A 16,668-nucleotide genomic window follows, 5' to 3' on the forward strand; every position below is an offset into this window, starting at 1 on the left:
GCTACCCAATGGTGCGTTCGAGTACCGATAGCCAGTTGGAATAACCAATGCGTTCCAGCAGCGGCTCATCATAGCCATGGCGGCGGAGCAGATCGAACAGCACGGGCAATCCGGCTGCTGACCCGATCGCATCAGGGATCTTGGTGCCGTCGAAATCGGACCCAAGGCCGATCCGGCTCTCACCGACGATCGAAATCAGATGATCGAGGTGCCGCACCAGCAATTCTGGGTCGGATGATGTGTCGAGACGACCATCAAGCCGGAGAAAACCGGTGCCGAAATTTAGACCAACCAGGCCGTCACTATCCCGGATGGCGCGCAACTGTTCGTCGGTCAGATTGCGCGGGGACGGCGAGAGCGCGTAGGCGTTGGAATGCGTCGCGACTAGCGGCGCATCCGAGATTTTGGCCACATCCCAGAACCCCTGCTCGGTGATATGCGAGAGGTCCACAAGGACACGCATGCGATTGCAGGCAGCAACGAGGCGGCGACCAGCATCGGTCAGGCCCGGCCCGGTGTCGGGCAGCCCGGGAAAGCGGAACGGCACGCCATAGCCAAAGATATTGGTGCGGCTCCACACCGGTCCGACCGAGCGCAGCCCGGCAGCGTAGAGCACGTCGAGAAAGTACAGGTCCGGATCAATCGCCTCGGCGCCTTCAATATGCAGCACGGCGGCGAGAGCGCCGCGCGCATTGGCCGCTCGGATCTCCGCCGTCGACCGGCATAGCGCAACCGCGCCATTCGAAGCGTTCGCCAGACGCTGCAGGATGGCGACCTGCGCAATGGTCAGTCGCTGCGCTGCTTCAAGGCTGAGCTCGTTGGGCAGTGGCAGATCATAGGCGTCGGCCTGCATCGCGGCACGATCGATCTCGCCGGGCGATGGACAGAATACCGCGAACAATCCGCCGACCAGCCCGCCAGCCTGTGCCTTGGGCAGGTCGAGATGGGCAGGCGCCTCGCCCGTCAAAAAGCTCTGAACGGGATCAGCCGATGGCTGCTCCAGCAGTCGCAGCAATGCATCGTTGTGGCCGTCGAAAACGGGGATCAGCTTGTTCACGGGCGCGCTCTCGTTTGGGACTGGTTCAATGCAGCACCCGGCTGAGGAACAGCCGCGTCCGCTCATGCTGGGCATTGGTGAAGAAGGCTTCGGGCTTATCTTCTTCGATGATCTGGCCCTGATCCATGAAGATCACACGATCGGCAACCTGACGGGCGAACCCCATTTCGTGGGTGACGCAGAGCATGGTCATGCCGCTATCGGCTAGTGAGATCATCACGTCGAGCACTTCCTTGACCATTTCAGGATCAAGCGAGGACGTTGGCTCATCGAACAGCATGATCTTGGGGTTCATGCAGAGCGAGCGCGCAATGGCGACCCGCTGCTGCTGGCCACCTGAAAGCTGGCCGGGGAATTTCTGCGCCTGCTCGGGGATCTTGACGCGCTCAAGGTAGTGCATGGCGGTCTCTTCCGCCTCGGCCTTGGAGAGCTTGCGCACATAGATCTGCGCCAGCGTCAGGTTCTGCAGGATGGTCAGATGCGGGAACAGGTTGAAGTGCTGAAATACCATGCCGACTTCACGGCGGATTTCGTCGATCCGTTTGAGGTCATTGGTCAGCTCGACGCCGTTGACGATGACCTTGCCGTCCTGATGCTCTTCGAGACGATTGATGCAACGGATCAGAGTCGACTTGCCTGACCCCGACGGCCCGGCAATGACAATGCGCTCGCCGCGCCCAACGCGCAGATTGATGTCCTGAAGGACGTGAAAATCTCCAAACCACTTCTGCATGCCGATGATTTCGACAGCGGTTTCATCGAGAGGTCGTGTGGCTGTGGTCGACGTCAAGGTCTCAATGCTCCTGTTCGTGCTCATACTGTTGCCTCACCAGCGGGTGCGGCCTTCTGCCAGATTTCGGGTTCGACATGACGCTCGGGCTGCGCCACGAAGAGGTTCTCCGGGCGGCTGAGGCCGAGGTTTTCTCGAAGGGTCGTGCCTTCATACTCAGTGCGGAACAGCCCGCGCTCGCGCAGGATCGGCACCACGTCGGCAATGAATTCGTCCAGACCACCCGGCAGGTAGGGCGGCGAAACGACAAAGCCATCGGCCGCGCCTTCCTCGAACTGGTGCTGCAGGATATCGGCGATCTCCGTCGCCGTGCCGACGAAGCGTTCGCCAAGGCGCGTTGCCGCAACATGGGTCGCGATCTGGCGAATGGTCAGATCAAACCGCTTGGCCCGATCGATGACGCCCTGGCGCAGCGAATGCCCGCCCTTTGTGGGCGGAATTTCGGGCAGCGGGCCATCAAGCGGATAGCCCGACAGATCCACGCCACCCAGCGACATTTGGAGCCATGACAACGCCAAGTCGGGATGGACGAGATTGTCGAGATAGGCCGCCTTTTCGGCCGCTTCCTTGGCGGTCGCGCCGATCACCACCTGGATGCTAGGCATGATCTTGAGGTCATCGGCCTTTCGGCCATGCGCGACCACACGCTGCTTCATGTCGGCGTAGAACGCCTTGGCCACGTCGAGCGGTGGGTTGACGGTGAAAATGGCGTCGGCAGTTCGTGCGCCGAGCTCTCGCCCCGCCGGGGAACCGCCAGCCTGTACCAACAGGGGATGGCCCTGGGGCGCGCGACCGACATTGAGCGGGCCATGCACAAAGAAGTTGGGGCCATCATGGCCAAGCGCATGCAGCTTGTCCGGATCGAAATAGCGCCCGGACTCCTTGTCTAGCAGGAAGGCGTCGTCCTCCCAGCTATCCCAAAGCCCGCGCACTACGTCGATGAATTCCTCTGCGCGCTGGTAGCGGGTGTCGTGGTCGTTCAACGTGCGCTGATTGAAATTGTGCGCCTCGTTTTCGCCGGTCGAAGTGACGGCGTTCCACCCTGCCCGCCCCTTGCTGATATGATCGAGCGAGGCGAACTTGCGGGCGATGTTGTAGGGCTCGTTGAACGAGGTTGAAGCAGTGGCGATCAGGCCAATATGACTGGTGCCCATGGCGAGCGCCGCCAGCATGGTGATAGGTTCGAGCTTGCCCACATCCATGCGCGAAAACGCATCCTTGCCCTCGACACGGCGGAACCCCGGGCCATCGGCAAAGAACACCGCATCAAACTTGGCCACTTCGGCGCTGCGGGCCATGGAGAGGAAGTAGTCGATATCGTGCAGCCCGCCCGCATGGGCATCGGGATGGCGCCAGCCACCCATCTGATTGCCGGTGTTCAGCAGATGCGCGAAGAGCTTTATCTGTCGCTTGGGAGCGGTCATGGATGGTCTCAATTGGTCCGGTTGCGGGGCGGCAGGCGCCCGTTGAGCGCGTGATCGCCAATGCGCAAATAGCGCCAGCGACTGGGATCATGCAGGGTATGGGTGCGGGCATTGCGCCAGTGGCGATCGAGCCCGACATGCTCGGGCCGCGCGAACTCGGCGGCAATGTCGACTAGGCCTGCCGCAATGTCGATGGCCAGCTCGCCCGCATGGACTTTGACGATGCTGACTTGGAGCGAAAAGCGCTGCGTGATCTCTTCGGTCAACGTCTGGGTAGCGAGCACACGAAGCGAGGCCAGCGCTTCGGCAAACAGCACTTCGCTGGCCGAAAGCCGCGCCGAGAACACGCCGATAGTTCCGAGGACGTCGTTAGGAACCGGACCATCGATGCTCGCCAGCAGATCCACCGCATCGTTCAGCGCGGCGCGGGCAATGCCGAGATCGATGCCGACATGGGCCAGGTTGGCGGCGGCGTTGCCGGTGCTGGGCAGGTCGGAATTAAGCCAGCGTGGCAGGATTTCATCGGCGGCGACCACGACATCGTCGAGTATGGTCGTCCCGCTGCCCGTGCCGCGTTGTCCGAGGCCGCGCCAGTCATCGAGCAGCGTTAATCCAGCACTGCCCGCCGCGACCACCGCGATGGATGGTTGTCCATCATCGCCAATGGCCAAAATCGAGATGAACTCCGCGCCTGTTGCGCCCGTCGAATAGAACTTGCGGCCATTGAGCCGATAGCCGCCATCGGGCTGCGATGTGAGGCGCGTCGCGGTGACCTTGGCATGGGCAACACCCCGCTCGGCGGCCGCATTGCCGAAGCGCGCACCTTGCACCACCTGCGGCAACCAGCGCTCCAGTTGCGCGTCGGTCGCGGTGCGGATCAGAGATTCCAGCATGGCGTAGTGGATAGTCATGATCTGGCCGACCGAGCCATCGCCGATCGACAGGCGGCGCGACACTTCGAGTGCGTCAGCAAATCCAAGGCCCGCGCCACCGAAGGCGGTCGGGACCGTGACAGCCAACAGGCCACTGCGCGCGATCGCCTCAAGTTCAGCTTTTGGCGTGGCGCGGTCGATATCGCGCTGGGCAGCGCCACGCGCAAATTGCTGGCTCAAAGCATCGGCGCGCCGATAGGCGTCTGCGCGATCAACCGGGACACCGAGGGGAACGGGGTGGACCTCAATGGACGGTCGCTCCAGCGCAGCACGTCCGGCAGCGACCTTTGCAAGCCGGAGCGGTTCTCGGGAGGCAGTCTCCAGAAGCGCGCGGTGGTGACGGCCGAAATCAAGGGGATCGTCGGTCGTGCTGGTGCCGCCAGCTTCAAACAGGAACCGCACGGCACGCTTGGCAACGTCGCCCGCCAGCAGGCGCGCTTCGGCCTGACCAATTGTTTCTGAACGGCGCGCAGCCTGCGCGGCACTCACCTCAACGGCGAGGGCACCAGCGGCGTGCACAATCGTTGGCTCTTCGCGAACCGGCAGGCCATCGGCTTCAAACCATGGCCGTGCGGACGTTGCGAGGAAGGCGACCGCGTCGGCAAAGGCCGCCTCTGCAATCGCGAGATCGGCATCAGTCGCATCGGCGACATCTTCGCTATGCGGCTGGGCTGCGGTATCCGCACTCATGCGGCCACCTCGCCGCGCGCAACCAGAGCCGCTTCAAGCGGACCGGCGTCGATGAAAGCATCAAAGTCGAACGGCGCGATGAACTTCTCATCGCGCAGATGCTCATACTTGGCCTTGAGCAGCGCCACCCGCGAGGCACTCAGCGAGAGATCGGCCTGGGTGTGCAGGCGCGGTGAATAGGCCTTTTCCAGCAGGTCTTCGGGCAGCCCCGTCTCGCGCGCGAACAGGCGCCGTGTCTCATCTGCGTGATGAATGGCCCAATGCTGCGCATCGAGCAGCCGCCCGACCCAGCGGGCCACGAGATCAGGGCGCTCCGCCAAAAGTGGCGCCGACACGGTCAGGATGCAGGGGGTGCCGAAACCATCGCTGTCATTTTCATTGCCGCGCAGGGTGACCACGGGGCGTGCGCCGGTCGTGCCAGCGAGGATCGCGGTCAGAGCCCCATCGCTGTAGATCGCATCGACCTTGCCGCGATAGAGCGCTGCTACCTCGTCGCGCTGCACGGCGAACTGGCTATTGGCGCCCCAAAGCGACTGTCCCGCCGCCGAACCCGCAGTGGCATCAGCCACATATTCGCGGCTGACGGGGATTTCGACTAGTTCGACATCGCTGCGATCAATCACACCGCTGGCAAAGAGCGCCTTGTAGCCACCAAGGACCGAAGCGCGCCACCAATCCACATCGTCATTGAGTCGCACCGGCACGCCGAGCCGCTTGCCCTTGAGATCGGCGGCGGTTGCGATGCCGGAATCCGGCAGGGCATAAATACCGTGCACCCGATCATGCCAGGCAATGCCGATGACCTTGATATCGGCACCGCGCGACTGCGAAATCAGCGGCGGCACATAGCCGCCGAAACGGAATGAATTGGGCTGCGAATGGCGATAGTGTGATAGGTGCACCTGCCGATCGGTGGACGATGCCAGCGAACGCACCTCAATGCCGTCACCGGCAAATTCGGTATCGAGCCAACCCTCGCGGATCGCGATGGTGGCTGCCGTTGGCGCAGGGCAGCGCGTGTACCAGAGAGTATCGATAGCCATGTTTATGCCTCCACGCCGATGGATTGCTGAATAGCCAATGCATCCCGCGCCAGCCCATGCTTTGCCAAAAGGTCTGCGACTTCCGGGCGCTCAAGGAACACAAAACGCCCCCGATCCCAGAGGATTTCGTCGTCGAAACGGATGGTCGCATTGAACAGCGAGCCGCAGATTTCGCCGGGATCGGACCCGACAATATGGAAGTGGGTGTAGCTGGGGCTTCCAAAGGCGACCGAACCCCAACGCCCGAGATCGTCAATGGCGCGACCGGCAAAGAAGGTCGCGGGATTGATGCCGGTGTGCCAGGAATTGAGCGCGCGCGCGTCTGCATCAAACAGCGCCGCGACGCGGTCGAAATGCGCTTCGGCCCGTGCCGCCTGAACCGGTTCGCCGCCGAACTGGGTGATCTTGCCGTCTGCGATATCGAGCAGCAGCGGGCTATCGAGCGGCACGATCGGGTCGTCATATTGATGGATCGATGTCGATAGCAGCGCCAACGTCAAAGCGAGCCGTCCATTGGCGCGGGCGCTCGAAATCGGCGGGAAGATCATCACCGGAAAATTGCGTACCGCAAAGGGCGTGAGTTCTGCTGGCTTGCCGGTGTCAGCAGGCTCCAGCGCCATGCGGAGGTCGCTGCCATTGGGGCAGGTGAGGTGATAGCTGCGCGCCGCGCCGATCCGCTGGACCACAAGATCATGCAATTCGGCGACAAAGGCATAGGGCAGACTGCCGAACGGGGCCGCGAGGCTCTCGGCGTCGAGCACATAGGACACGGTCTTGGTGCCCGGCCCCGGCAATTTCAAAAAGCGCGCCTGCGACCCCAAACGACTAAAGAACAGCGTGTGATCGGACGCTGCGATTTGCTCAAGCACATGGGCAGGGAAGTGTTCGGGGCCAATCGGGACTGGTTCAATGATCAGCTTGGCATCGAGCCCGCGCGCCTGCGCGGCGTCCACGACATGGCGACCCAGCGCGCCACGATAGAAGGTCTGATCTTCGGGCTCGGCCACAACCAGAAGTGACTGCCCGGCGACGATGCCGATGCAGCCGTCGAGCACGTTGGCGATGCCTGCAGCGAGTTCTGCGCTCATCTCAAACCCTTCCAAACCAGCTTTGCGCCGCACGTCTCGTGATCGATTTCGTGGGATTTTCGATAACGCCGTTTCGATTCAGCCCAATTTGACAGCAGCCATTTGGCGCGAAATGCGTCGTCATCAGAATTTCCTTGCGAAGATAAAACCATTGAATTTCAATGACTTGCCATTTCTATATAGAATTCATAGACATTATCAAGCTTCTCATGGACCAGCAGATGACCCTCGCAACCTTGCAGTTGGACGCGCCGAACGGCACCGCGATTTCATCGCTGTCGCGCCGGCTTTCCATTGCGCGCAGCAGCACGGTCAAATCGGTCGGCACCTATGGTCTGGTAACGGGCGCGCTGCTCTACGCCATCTGGGCGGGCGCGACGGCCATGCCTTACAAATGGCAGTGGGAGCGCGTGCCGCAGTTCCTGTTTGTCATCGACGAAAATGGGTTTCGCTGGGGCACGCTATCGCTTGGCCTCGTCGAGACGCTGCGCATTTCGGCGCTGGCCATGGTCATAGCCGCGCTGCTCGGCCTCGTCCTCGCGCTGCTGCGCCTCTCCCCCTCATGGTCGGGTCGGGCGGTCGCGAGTGGCTTTGTCGAGCTGGTACGCACCACACCGCTGATCGTTCAGGTCAGCATGTTCTATTTCGTGCTGGCGCCGACCATCGGCACCGACCGGTTTTGGACCGGCGTGCTGGCGCTGGCGCTGTTTGAAGCGGCTTTTGTCGCTGAAATCATCCGCTCGGGCATTTTGTCAGTGCCACAGAGCCAGTGGGAAGCGGGCACCAGCCTCGGGCTCTCGCGCTTTGATCTTTACCGACACATCGCCCTGCCGCAGGCGCTCCGCCTGATGCTGCCACCACTGACCGGCGCGGCGATTTCGCTGATCAAGGACAGCTCAATCGTCAGCGTCATCGCGCTGTTCGAGCTGACCACCGCAGGCCGCGACGCCATCTCGCTCACTTACATGAGCTTTGAGATTTGGCTGACCGTCGCCGCGATCTACCTCGCCATCACCCTTCTGCTTTCCCTCGCTGCGCGTCGTTTCGAGCGGCGTCTGAAAATTCGTGCCTGACGCCTGAACGCATTCAAAAACCAACAACAACACCTGAAAGAGCTGACATGAAAAAATCCCTCTTCGCCAGCGTTCTGGCGCTCGCCCTGAGTGCTTCCACGCTTGCCTATGCCGCGCCCGTCATCGAGGAAATCAAGACTGCTGGCGTCATCCGCGTTGGTCTGGGCACCTTCGTGCCATGGGCCTTCCCGAACAAGGATGGCGAGCTGATCGGCTTTGAAGTCGATGTTGCCAACAAGCTGGCCGAAGACCTGGGCGTGAAGCTGGAACTGGTGCCGACCGCATGGGACGCGATCATTCCATCGCTGGTGTCGGGCCAGTTCGACGCCATCATCGGCGGCCTGACCATCACTGCAGAGCGCGCCAAGACCGTCGACTTCACCATCCCTTACGAGCACTCGCAGGTCTATGCAGTGGTCAACAGGAAGGTCGCTCCAGATATCACAACGCTTGAGCAGCTGAACAATGCCGACGTGACCTTCGCCAAGCGTCGCGGCTCGGCTGCAGCTGCGGTCGATCTGTTCCCGCTGTCCAAAACCGTGCTGTTTGACGACGAGAACACCCAGCAGCAGGAATTCTTCAACGGCAACGTGACCGCGCTGACCGTCGCCACGCCGACCCAGGCCATTTTGGCCGAACAGTATCCAGAAATCGTGCGCGTCATCGAGCCTGCCACCGAGCAGACCGACGAAGGCATCGCCATCCGCAAGGATGACCCGACCTCGCTCGCTGCGTTCAACGAGTGGATCCAGAAGCGCACCGACGACGGCTGGCTGCAGGAGCGTTTTGACTATTGGTTCAAGGGTCGCGCCTGGGCCGATCAGGTCGCCTCGAACTAAATCTTCCCTCTGTGGTATCCCGGCCTCGGCCGGGATACCGAACCGGACATTGCCCCTTGCTTCCAGGCTCCCGCAAACCGCGCTTCGGCTGGCTAGACGCCCTGATCCTCGCCCTTGTGGCGGGCGGCATTGGCTATGTTTTTTTGCAGGTTGGGGAAGTGCTCAACTACCAGTGGAAGTGGTCAGCGCTGCCGCGCTTCGTGCTGCGTTATGACGAAGCGACCGCCAGCTGGATTCCAAACCTCTTGTTGCTCGGCGTCCTGACGACATTGCGCCTGTCGATCTGGGGCAGCCTGATCGGGCTGGTGCTGGGCGTGCTGGTCGGGCTGTTGCGGGTGTCGCCAAATCTGGCGCTGCGCATGTTCGGCACCAGCTATGTCGAGACCATTCGCAACATCCCGCCGCTGGTTTTCCTCTTCATCTTCTTTTTCTTCTTTGCCAGCCAGCTCATCCCGCTGACCGGTATTGCGCCAGCTGTTCGCAGCGCCAGCCCGGAAACGCTGGCCGTGCTCAATGTCCTGTTTGGCGAACCGCGCCAACTCACCTCGTTTCTGTCAGCCGCGATTGCGCTCGGCATGTTTGGCGCCTCCTACGTGGCCGAGATCATCCGTGGCGGCATCGAATCCATCGAGCCCGGTCAATGGGAAGCCGCCAAGGCGCTGGGGCTGCGGCGCGGCGTTACCTTGCGCAAGATCATCCTGCCGCAAGCGCTGGCGCGGGTCTGGCCACCGCTGGCCAATGAAGTGATCCTGCTCGTCAAATTCTCGTCGCTGGCCTCGCTGGTTTCGGTGCCCGACCTCACCTTTCAGGCCAATCAGGTCGGCGTCACCACGCGCGGCATGTTCGAGGTCTGGCTGGTCGTCGCAGCCATTTACTTCGTCATCTGCTTTGGCCTCGCCTCGACGTTTTCGGCGCTGGAAAAGCGCTCCAATCGCCACCTAGCCCGCTGAGACCCATTCATGACCTCGACTACGCTTGCCGACCGTGCCGCTGGAGCTGTGCTTGGTGCCCTGATCGGCGACGCCCTCGGCGTTGGCCCGCACTGGTATTATGACCTCGACGAACTGCGCCGCGAATACGGCCCGTGGATCGACGGCTACACCGCCCCGCGCCCCGGCCGTTACCATGATGGCCTCAAGCCCGGTGATCTGTCGCAGGCCGGGATCATCGCCGAGCTGTTGCTCGACGCAGTACTGGAAAGCGGCGGCTATGATGCGGCGGCCTTCACCGCAAAACTCGATGGCGATCTCTTCCCGCAGCTGGATGGCATCCCAACCCACGGTCCGGGCGGCTATACCAGCCAGTCTATCCGCGAGACTTGGCGCAAACGCGTGCTCGACAAGCGGGAATGGGGCGATGTGGCCGGACTTGCTGACACCACCGAAGCCGCCGAGCGCATCTTCGTTGTTGCATCGCTCTACGCGACAGACCCATGGCGCGCCGCTACCGCCAGCCGCGATAACACCCTACTGACGCAAAACGACACGACTGTTGCCGCCCTCACCACCGCCTTTGGCAGCGTGATTGCAGCCTTGGTGCGCGGAGAGGCCCTCGACGCCGATATCAGCAGCCGGCTCTTCGCCCTGGTGCATCAAGGTCGACTGCCCTTCCACCATGTGACGCGCCCCGGCAGTACACCACCGCTGGCTGGGAGTGTCGAACTGGCGGTCGGCGCGAACTTTCCTTCGCCCGATGCACTCTCTGGCGTGTCGACCGCCGTCCGTAGTGCGCTTGACCCTGCAATCACCATCGAGCCAGCCTCAAAGATCGCGCAGGTCTATGGCCTGCCCTGCGCCATCTATTACCAGCTGCCCGCCGCCTATTACCTCGCGGCGCGCTTCCCCAATTCCTTTGAAAACGCCGTGCTGCACGCCATCAATGGCGGCGGGCAAAATCAGGCGCGGGCAATTTTGACGGGGGCGCTGGCGGGCGCGCAATTGGGCATTGATGCCATCCCAAGACGCTTCATTACCGGGCTGAGTAGCGGCGCTGAGCTGGAGCGCAAAGCGCGAGCACTTGGTCGTCTGGCAGAAAATCTAGCAGGCGCTGCAGCGGCTTAACCGCAGCGCCTGATCGGGATCAAGGCAGCGTGTGGCCGGCGGCGCGGAACAGGCGATACCATTCCTGACGCGTCAGGGTGACGTCGGTGCCGGCGGCGGCATCGGCGACGCGGCCTGGATTGGTGGTGCCGAGCACGACCTGAATATTGGCCGGATGGCGGGTGATCCAGGCCACGGCAATACCGGTCGGGGTCACGCCATACTGCTCGGCCAGCTCATCGAGCGCGTCATTCAGATCAGCGAAATTCTCGCGATCGCCGAGGAAAACCCCGTCGAAAAACGCCTTCTGGAACGGTGACCAGGCCTGCAGCGTCATCTTGTTGATGCGGGAGTAATCCAGCAGCCCGTTGTCACGGGAAATCGATTGATCGAGCCCAGCCATATTGGCCGCGACGCCCTGTGCGAAGAGCGGAGCGTGGGTGATGCTGAGTTGGACCTGATTGAACGACAGCGGCACCGTAACGGCCGTTTTGAGCAGGTCGATCTGGCCCGGCGTGTGGTTGGACACGCCGAATTCGCGAACCTTTCCAGCAGCTTGCAGCTGATTGAAGGCTTCGGCGACTTCCTCGGGTTCGACCAGTGTGTCGGGGCGGTGCAACAGCAGCAGATCGAGGTAATCGGTCTTGAGCGCGGCCAGAGATTTGTCGACCGTCGCCAGGATGTGCTCCTTGGAGAAGTCGAAATAGCCGGGGCGAATGCCGACCTTGGACTGGATGGAAATGGCTTCGCGCTCGGCGGCGGAGAGCACGATGGCCTCGCCAAAACGCTTCTCGCAGAGATGGTATTCCCCGCCGTAAATATCGGCATGGTCTACAACATTCACGCCGGCTTCACGGGCCGCGCCGAACAGGCGCTGGATCTCGCCATCGCTCATCTTGGCAATGCGCATGAGACCCAGAACGATACTGGACACGGAACGCCCCGACTGGGGCAGAGTGAGGTTTTTCATCTTGGTACCGGCTTGCTGAACTGAGGAAATCGACACGACAGACACGTTTGGCGGACCACAAACCGGTAGCACCACGGTGCATTCGGTTAGCAGACTGTCACCCTAGCGGTTCACCAATAGGGTCGAAAAGGTGAATGTTTTGCAGGCCCGGTCAAAACAGGCCACCGCCACTACTTTCGAGTGTCTAGCGACGCGTTCAGCCCTGCGATGACCCCCAGCGCTCGGACCATGTCGGCACCTTGTCGCCGGGTGCGGGTTGGGCGAGATAAATGGCGCGCGCGATGGCGCGGGAAAGACAGACGGCGGCAGCATGACCGAGGCGGATGCTGTCGACGGCATCGGGGCCAAGGGGCCGCGCGCGGGTCGAGACCGAGAAGATCAGATCGCCATCGACGGGGGTATGGGCCGGGCTGGCGCCACGGGCAATGCCATCCTGCGCGGCGACGGCAAAGCGCTTGAGCTGGGCTTTGGTCAAGATCGCGTCGGTAGCGACAATGGCGATTGTCGTATTGGCAATCGCCTTGGTGCCATCGCGCTTGGAGCGGGCGGTGTCCTCAAAGCTGAGGGGACCGGGATAGGACCCGAGCCCACCAAACTCATCGTCGACCTCAAAGGGTGCGGCCCAGAAATGGGGATTGTCGCCCATGGTGACGCTGCCGGTGGGGTTGGCCACTACAACAGCACCAACCGTGTGACCGCTGGGGAGAACCAGCGACGCCGAACCGAGACCGCCCTTGAGATTGGCGGTCAGAGCGCCAGTGCCGGCGCCATGGGTGCCCAGAGCGAAATCAGGACCGGCCGCTTCTAGCGCCAGACGGCCGAGTTCGGCATAGGGATTGCGGGTCCAGCTCTTGTCGCCGCCATTGGAGAGGTCAAACACAATCGCGGCGGGCACGATGGGCACGGTGGTGCCATTGACGGCAAAGCCGCGCCCTTGCAGGCGCAACGCATCGACGACGCCAGAGGCTGAATCGAGCCCGAAAGCCGAGCCACCAGACAGCACCAGTGCGTCGATATCCTCGACGAGTTTATCGGGCGCCAGAAGCTCGGTTTCACGCGCGCCGGGGGAGCCACCCATCACATCGACCGAGGCCAGAAACGGGCGATCGGCGGTGAGCACGGTCGCGCCGGTCTTGATGTGATGATCGGCGGCATTGCCCACCAAAAGACCGGGGACGTCGGTGATGAGATTTCGGGGGCCAGCACGCATGGATTGAACTCGGTTGGAGACGGCGGGGGAAACTAAAGATCGGACGAAAACTCAAAACGCAGACCCGCTTCTACCATCAGCGGCAGGACCCGTTCGCCAAAGAATGCCAGATCGGGCACGAAGTCGTAAAAGGCGATGTGGAAGCCATCGACACCGGCATCACGCAGCCGCACCATCTGTTCGACAATGGTCTGGGGCGAGCCGATCAATTGCAGATTGCCGCCGATGACGGCGCTGGCATCGGGCTTGTAGTTGCGCCAGGCGTGGGCATCGCTGCTGAACTTCTGCCCGCCCGCCAAGGTTTCGAGATCGGCATGGGCAACAATAGCATCGGCATAGGCGCGCGCCTCGCTGTCGGTCTCACGCGCGATCACCATGGGATTGATCAGGGTGCGAATGCTGCGGCCCTGTTCGCGCGCAGCCTGCTTGATGCGACTGGTGTGCGCGGGGAGGCTTTCGATGGCAGCCTCGATATCAGCCCCGGCCGGGCTGGCGATGAACACCACATCGGCGTGCCGGGCAGCAAAGCCGATGCCGGCCGCAGAGCCCGTCGCCGTCATCAGCACCGGGCGATGGTGCAGCGCCTTGGGTGAGACATAGGCATCCTTAAAGCGCCAGCTGGTGTTGCTGTCATAACTGAACGGCTGATCGTCGTGCCACAGCTGGCGCAGCACCGAGACCGCCTCATCGGCCAGCACATAGCGCTGATCATGCTCGATCTGGGTGCGCCCGAACAGTTCGTGCTCGGCGGCGCGGTGCCCGGTGACGATGTTGAAGCCCCAACGCCCCTTGGAGATATGATCGAGCGTGGCGCCAAACTTGGCCAGGTGCAGCGGATGCCAGGGGCCATAGAGCAGGTGGACCGTGCCAACGATGATGATGCGGTTGGTCAAGGCGCTGAGCGCTGCCGCACTGGTCAGCGATTCCAGCCCAAGATCGGTGCGCGTGGGCCCCTCGCCGCCCTTGGGCAGCCAGAGCGAATAGCCAAAGGCGAGATCAAAACCCAGCGCTTCGGCAGACTGCACCAGAGCGGCATTGTAGTCGAATGACCAGTCGGTGCCGCGCGGCAGGGTCGAAGCACTCCAACCACCGTGGAAGGTGGGCAGGAACAGGCCCAGGAGCGTCGGCTGCGCCAGCGCCCGCGCCCAGGGACTGGTGGGATCATCGGCCGGACCGGGCAGGTTTGCAGCGGTTTTCAGCAGGTCGTCTGGCTCGGTCGCCATGGTCATCTCGTGTCTTTTCGCGGCAGGCAAAGCCCTCCCAACAGGGTCTCTGTCAACCGCCTTCAAACCGCGCTGAATGAATTTTCCATTTCAGAACAAGATACTAGCATCACGTTTTACTCTATAGAAAAACTCGATAATTGCCGATCTTGTCGTACAATGTGCTTGGTCCTACGGTCCGCCCCCATGACCAATACACTGACTGGCGGCTGCCAATGTGGCCGCATCCGCTACACCATCACCCCCACCGAGCACAGCGACGAACCCGAGGGTTTTTCGGGCGTGCACATCTGCCATTGCCGCATCTGCCAGCGCGCCTTGGGGAACCTGTTTGGCGTGTGGCTGCCCGTCGACAAGGCGGCGCTGACCCTGACCGGCACGCCCAAGGCCTATCGCTCATCGCCCTATCTCGAACGCTTCTTTTGCGACAATTGCGGCAGCCCGATTGGCTCGCGCTACGTCAAGGGCGTCGAATGGGAATTCAGCCATCTGGTCGGCATTCTCGTGGGCACGCTGGATGATCCCGAGCAGGTGCGCCCCAGCTTCCAGTTTGGCGTCGAAAGCCGCATCTCCTGGGCAGATGTCGGTCACGGCCTGCCCGAAAAACGCACAGAGGACCTCCCCGGCCTGGCCGACCTCTGGAAACTCCCCCTCCCTGACACAAACCAACCATAGGTTGACCATGCTGAAACACTCTACACGTTCGGGCTGGATCGCCCGGCTCGGCGCGCTGCTGCTGGGCGCCGTCGCGAGCCTGAGCGCCCTGCCCGCCTGGGCCGCCGACAACGCCATCACCTGGGGCAAGCCATCAGAAATCTTGGGCTATGACCCCCATGTCGAGACCAATGGCGTCTCCTGGCAGTTCCTGTTTCTGACCTATGAAACGCTGGTCACGACCGGGCAGAACCTGGACGTACAGCCGCAGCTGGCCGCATCGTGGACGCAGGATAGCCCCACCAGCTACACCTTCACCCTGCGCGAGGGCGCCAAATTCTCCAATGGTCGCGCCGTGACGGCCGATGACGTGGTGGGCAGCATCCAGCGCGTGATCGACCCGGCGCTGGCCTCGGTCTGGGCGGCCCAGCTTGGCCCGATCAAGGACGTGGTGGCGCTCGACGCCCACACCGTGCGCATCGACCTCGCAGAACCCTATGCACCACTGCTGGCGGCACTGGCCAATATTCAGGCCGCCATCCTGCCCATCGCCGAGCTGAAGGCGGGCACATTTGACCCCAGCAAGACCCTGCTGGGGTCGGGCCCCTATATCGTGGAAGCGCACAATCAGGATCAGTCCTGGACCTTTGCCGCCAACCCCGATTATCCCGAAGCCCTGCGCCCCAAAGTGCCGACGCTGAACGTCGAAATCATTCCTGATGACTCGGCGCGCATCGCCGCCCTGCGCGATGGCCGCGTCGATATCGCGACGTTTGAATCCCCCGATGTTCCTGCCCTACTGGCCGGGATTCCCAATGTGGAAACCGTGGTGCAGGCGACGACCAATTACTATCGCCTCGACGTCAACGCGCTGGGCGAAAACTCCCCGTTCAAGGATGCGCGCCTGCGCGAAGCGCTGACGCTGGCGCTGGATCGCGATGCCATCGGCGATATCGCCCTGGCGGGCACGTCGCAGGCGGATTATCCGCTGCCACGCGCCTTCCCGCAGTCCGATGCCTGCGCCGCCCTGCCGAGCTATGTTGGTGACCGCGCCACGCGGCTGGAAAAAGCCAAGGCACTGGTGGCCGAGGTGGGCAATGGTGCGCCCGTCAAGGTGCAGCTGATTGCTTCGCCGAGCGTTGCCACCTTCCCGCTGATCGCCCAGGTGATCCAGTCGAGCCTGGCCGATGCCAATATCGAGGTGGAAATCCTGCAGCTGCCAGCCGCCGACTGGCTGGAGCGCTCCTTCACCACCGGTGATTTCGACTTCGCCGTGTCCTGGTTCACCGGCTATGCCGATCCATCCCTGGTGCTGGGCTGGTGGAACCCTGACTTTGCGCAGTGGAACAAGGTGTTCCTGCCCGCCGACGCCGATCTCAGCGCGCAGATCAGCCTCGCCAAGCAGACCGCGGACGGCCCAGAACGCCAGGCGCTGTTCACCTCGATCTGCGAAACCATCGACGCACAGGCCGGGATCATCTCCCTGGTCGGCAAGCCTGATATTGTCGGCATCCGCACCGACCAGATCAACGCAACGATCCAGCCAGCCGAAGGCTATTTCCAGACGCTGAAGAACCTGCCGAGCTTTACCCGCACCGGCAACTAAGACGACAGGGAAGGCCGCTCCGGCGGCCTT

General features: G+C 62.4%; 15 protein-coding genes. 6 read left to right on the top strand and 9 right to left on the bottom strand.

Going from position 1 to position 16,668, the window contains the following annotated elements:
- Window position 1: 1 nt before the first annotated feature.
- The 6 genes from WH87_RS15310 to WH87_RS15335 form a co-directional block, all read right to left on the bottom strand.
- Window positions 2-1,057, bottom strand: a complete 1,056-nt coding sequence (locus WH87_RS15310; protein WP_046140715.1) for a dipeptidase — start codon at window positions 1,055-1,057, stop codon at window positions 2-4.
- A 25-nt stretch (window positions 1,058-1,082) separates the two neighbouring features.
- Window positions 1,083-1,790 carry an amino acid ABC transporter ATP-binding protein gene (locus WH87_RS15315; RefSeq protein ID WP_245622441.1) on the bottom strand — a complete coding sequence of 236 codons (708 nt, stop codon included), beginning with the start codon at window positions 1,788-1,790 and terminating at the stop codon, window positions 1,083-1,085.
- A gap of 80 nt (window positions 1,791-1,870) precedes the next feature.
- Window positions 1,871-3,271, bottom strand: a complete 1,401-nt coding sequence (locus tag WH87_RS15320) for an LLM class flavin-dependent oxidoreductase (RefSeq protein WP_082092729.1) — start codon at window positions 3,269-3,271, stop codon at window positions 1,871-1,873.
- 8 nt (window positions 3,272-3,279) lie between these two features.
- Window positions 3,280-4,893, bottom strand: coding sequence for an acyl-CoA dehydrogenase family protein (locus tag WH87_RS15325; protein ID WP_052726655.1), 1,614 nt, complete (start codon window positions 4,891-4,893; stop codon window positions 3,280-3,282).
- A complete protein-coding gene (locus WH87_RS15330) occupies window positions 4,890-5,936 on the bottom strand; it encodes an ABC transporter substrate-binding protein (protein ID WP_046140713.1) in 1,047 nt (348 codons plus the stop codon). The genes WH87_RS15325 and WH87_RS15330 overlap by 4 nt, the downstream gene beginning before the upstream one ends.
- Window positions 5,937-5,938: 2 nt before the next feature.
- Window positions 5,939-7,024: a hypothetical protein gene (locus WH87_RS15335; protein ID WP_046140712.1), complete on the bottom strand. Its 1,086-nt coding sequence runs from the start codon at window positions 7,022-7,024 to the stop codon at window positions 5,939-5,941.
- Window positions 7,025-7,245: 221 nt separating this feature from the next.
- On the opposite strand from WH87_RS15335, the gene WH87_RS15340 reads away from it, so the two are divergent.
- Genes WH87_RS15340 through WH87_RS15355 form a run of 4 tightly spaced genes read left to right on the top strand, consistent with a single transcriptional unit; the run spans window position 7,246 to window position 10,996 of the window.
- On the top strand, window positions 7,246-8,097 hold the full coding sequence (locus tag WH87_RS15340) for an amino acid ABC transporter permease (protein WP_082092740.1): 852 nt from the start codon (window positions 7,246-7,248) through the stop codon (window positions 8,095-8,097).
- Window positions 8,098-8,144: 47 nt separating this feature from the next.
- Window positions 8,145-8,936: a transporter substrate-binding domain-containing protein gene (locus tag WH87_RS15345; RefSeq protein ID WP_046140711.1), complete on the top strand. Its 792-nt coding sequence runs from the start codon at window positions 8,145-8,147 to the stop codon at window positions 8,934-8,936.
- Window positions 8,937-8,992: 56 nt separating this feature from the next.
- A complete protein-coding gene (locus WH87_RS15350; protein WP_052726654.1) occupies window positions 8,993-9,886 on the top strand; it encodes an amino acid ABC transporter permease in 894 nt (297 codons plus the stop codon).
- 9 nt (window positions 9,887-9,895) lie between these two features.
- The gene (locus WH87_RS15355; protein ID WP_046140710.1) at window positions 9,896-10,996 is read left to right on the top strand and encodes an ADP-ribosylglycohydrolase family protein; all 1,101 of its coding nucleotides are present in this window, start codon (window positions 9,896-9,898) and stop codon (window positions 10,994-10,996) included.
- Window positions 10,997-11,015: 19 nt separating this feature from the next.
- Here the strand turns inward: WH87_RS15355 and WH87_RS15360 are convergent, their stop codons facing one another.
- The 3 genes from WH87_RS15360 to WH87_RS15370 all read right to left on the bottom strand — a co-directional run bounded on the left by WH87_RS15360 (window position 11,016) and on the right by WH87_RS15370 (window position 14,378).
- Complete coding sequence (locus WH87_RS15360) at window positions 11,016-11,909, bottom strand: aldo/keto reductase (protein WP_245622433.1); 894 nt, start codon at window positions 11,907-11,909, stop codon at window positions 11,016-11,018.
- Window positions 11,910-12,141: 232 nt separating this feature from the next.
- Window positions 12,142-13,155 carry a P1 family peptidase gene (locus WH87_RS15365; RefSeq protein ID WP_046140708.1) on the bottom strand — a complete coding sequence of 338 codons (1,014 nt, stop codon included), beginning with the start codon at window positions 13,153-13,155 and terminating at the stop codon, window positions 12,142-12,144.
- A gap of 32 nt (window positions 13,156-13,187) precedes the next feature.
- Window positions 13,188-14,378 (bottom strand): LLM class flavin-dependent oxidoreductase, encoded by a 1,191-nt coding sequence (locus WH87_RS15370; RefSeq protein ID WP_197410824.1) that lies wholly within the window; start codon window positions 14,376-14,378, stop codon window positions 13,188-13,190.
- 186 nt (window positions 14,379-14,564) lie between these two features.
- On the opposite strand from WH87_RS15370, the gene WH87_RS15375 reads away from it, so the two are divergent.
- Window positions 14,565-15,053 carry a GFA family protein gene (locus WH87_RS15375; RefSeq protein WP_046140706.1) on the top strand — a complete coding sequence of 163 codons (489 nt, stop codon included), beginning with the start codon at window positions 14,565-14,567 and terminating at the stop codon, window positions 15,051-15,053.
- Window positions 15,054-15,060: 7 nt separating this feature from the next.
- On the top strand, window positions 15,061-16,638 hold the full coding sequence (locus WH87_RS15380; RefSeq protein WP_197410825.1) for an ABC transporter substrate-binding protein: 1,578 nt from the start codon (window positions 15,061-15,063) through the stop codon (window positions 16,636-16,638).
- The last annotated feature ends 30 nt before the right edge of the window (window positions 16,639-16,668 follow it).

It is taken from the genome of Devosia epidermidihirudinis (assembly GCF_000971295.1).
Lineage (GTDB): Bacteria > Pseudomonadota > Alphaproteobacteria > Rhizobiales > Devosiaceae > Devosia > Devosia epidermidihirudinis.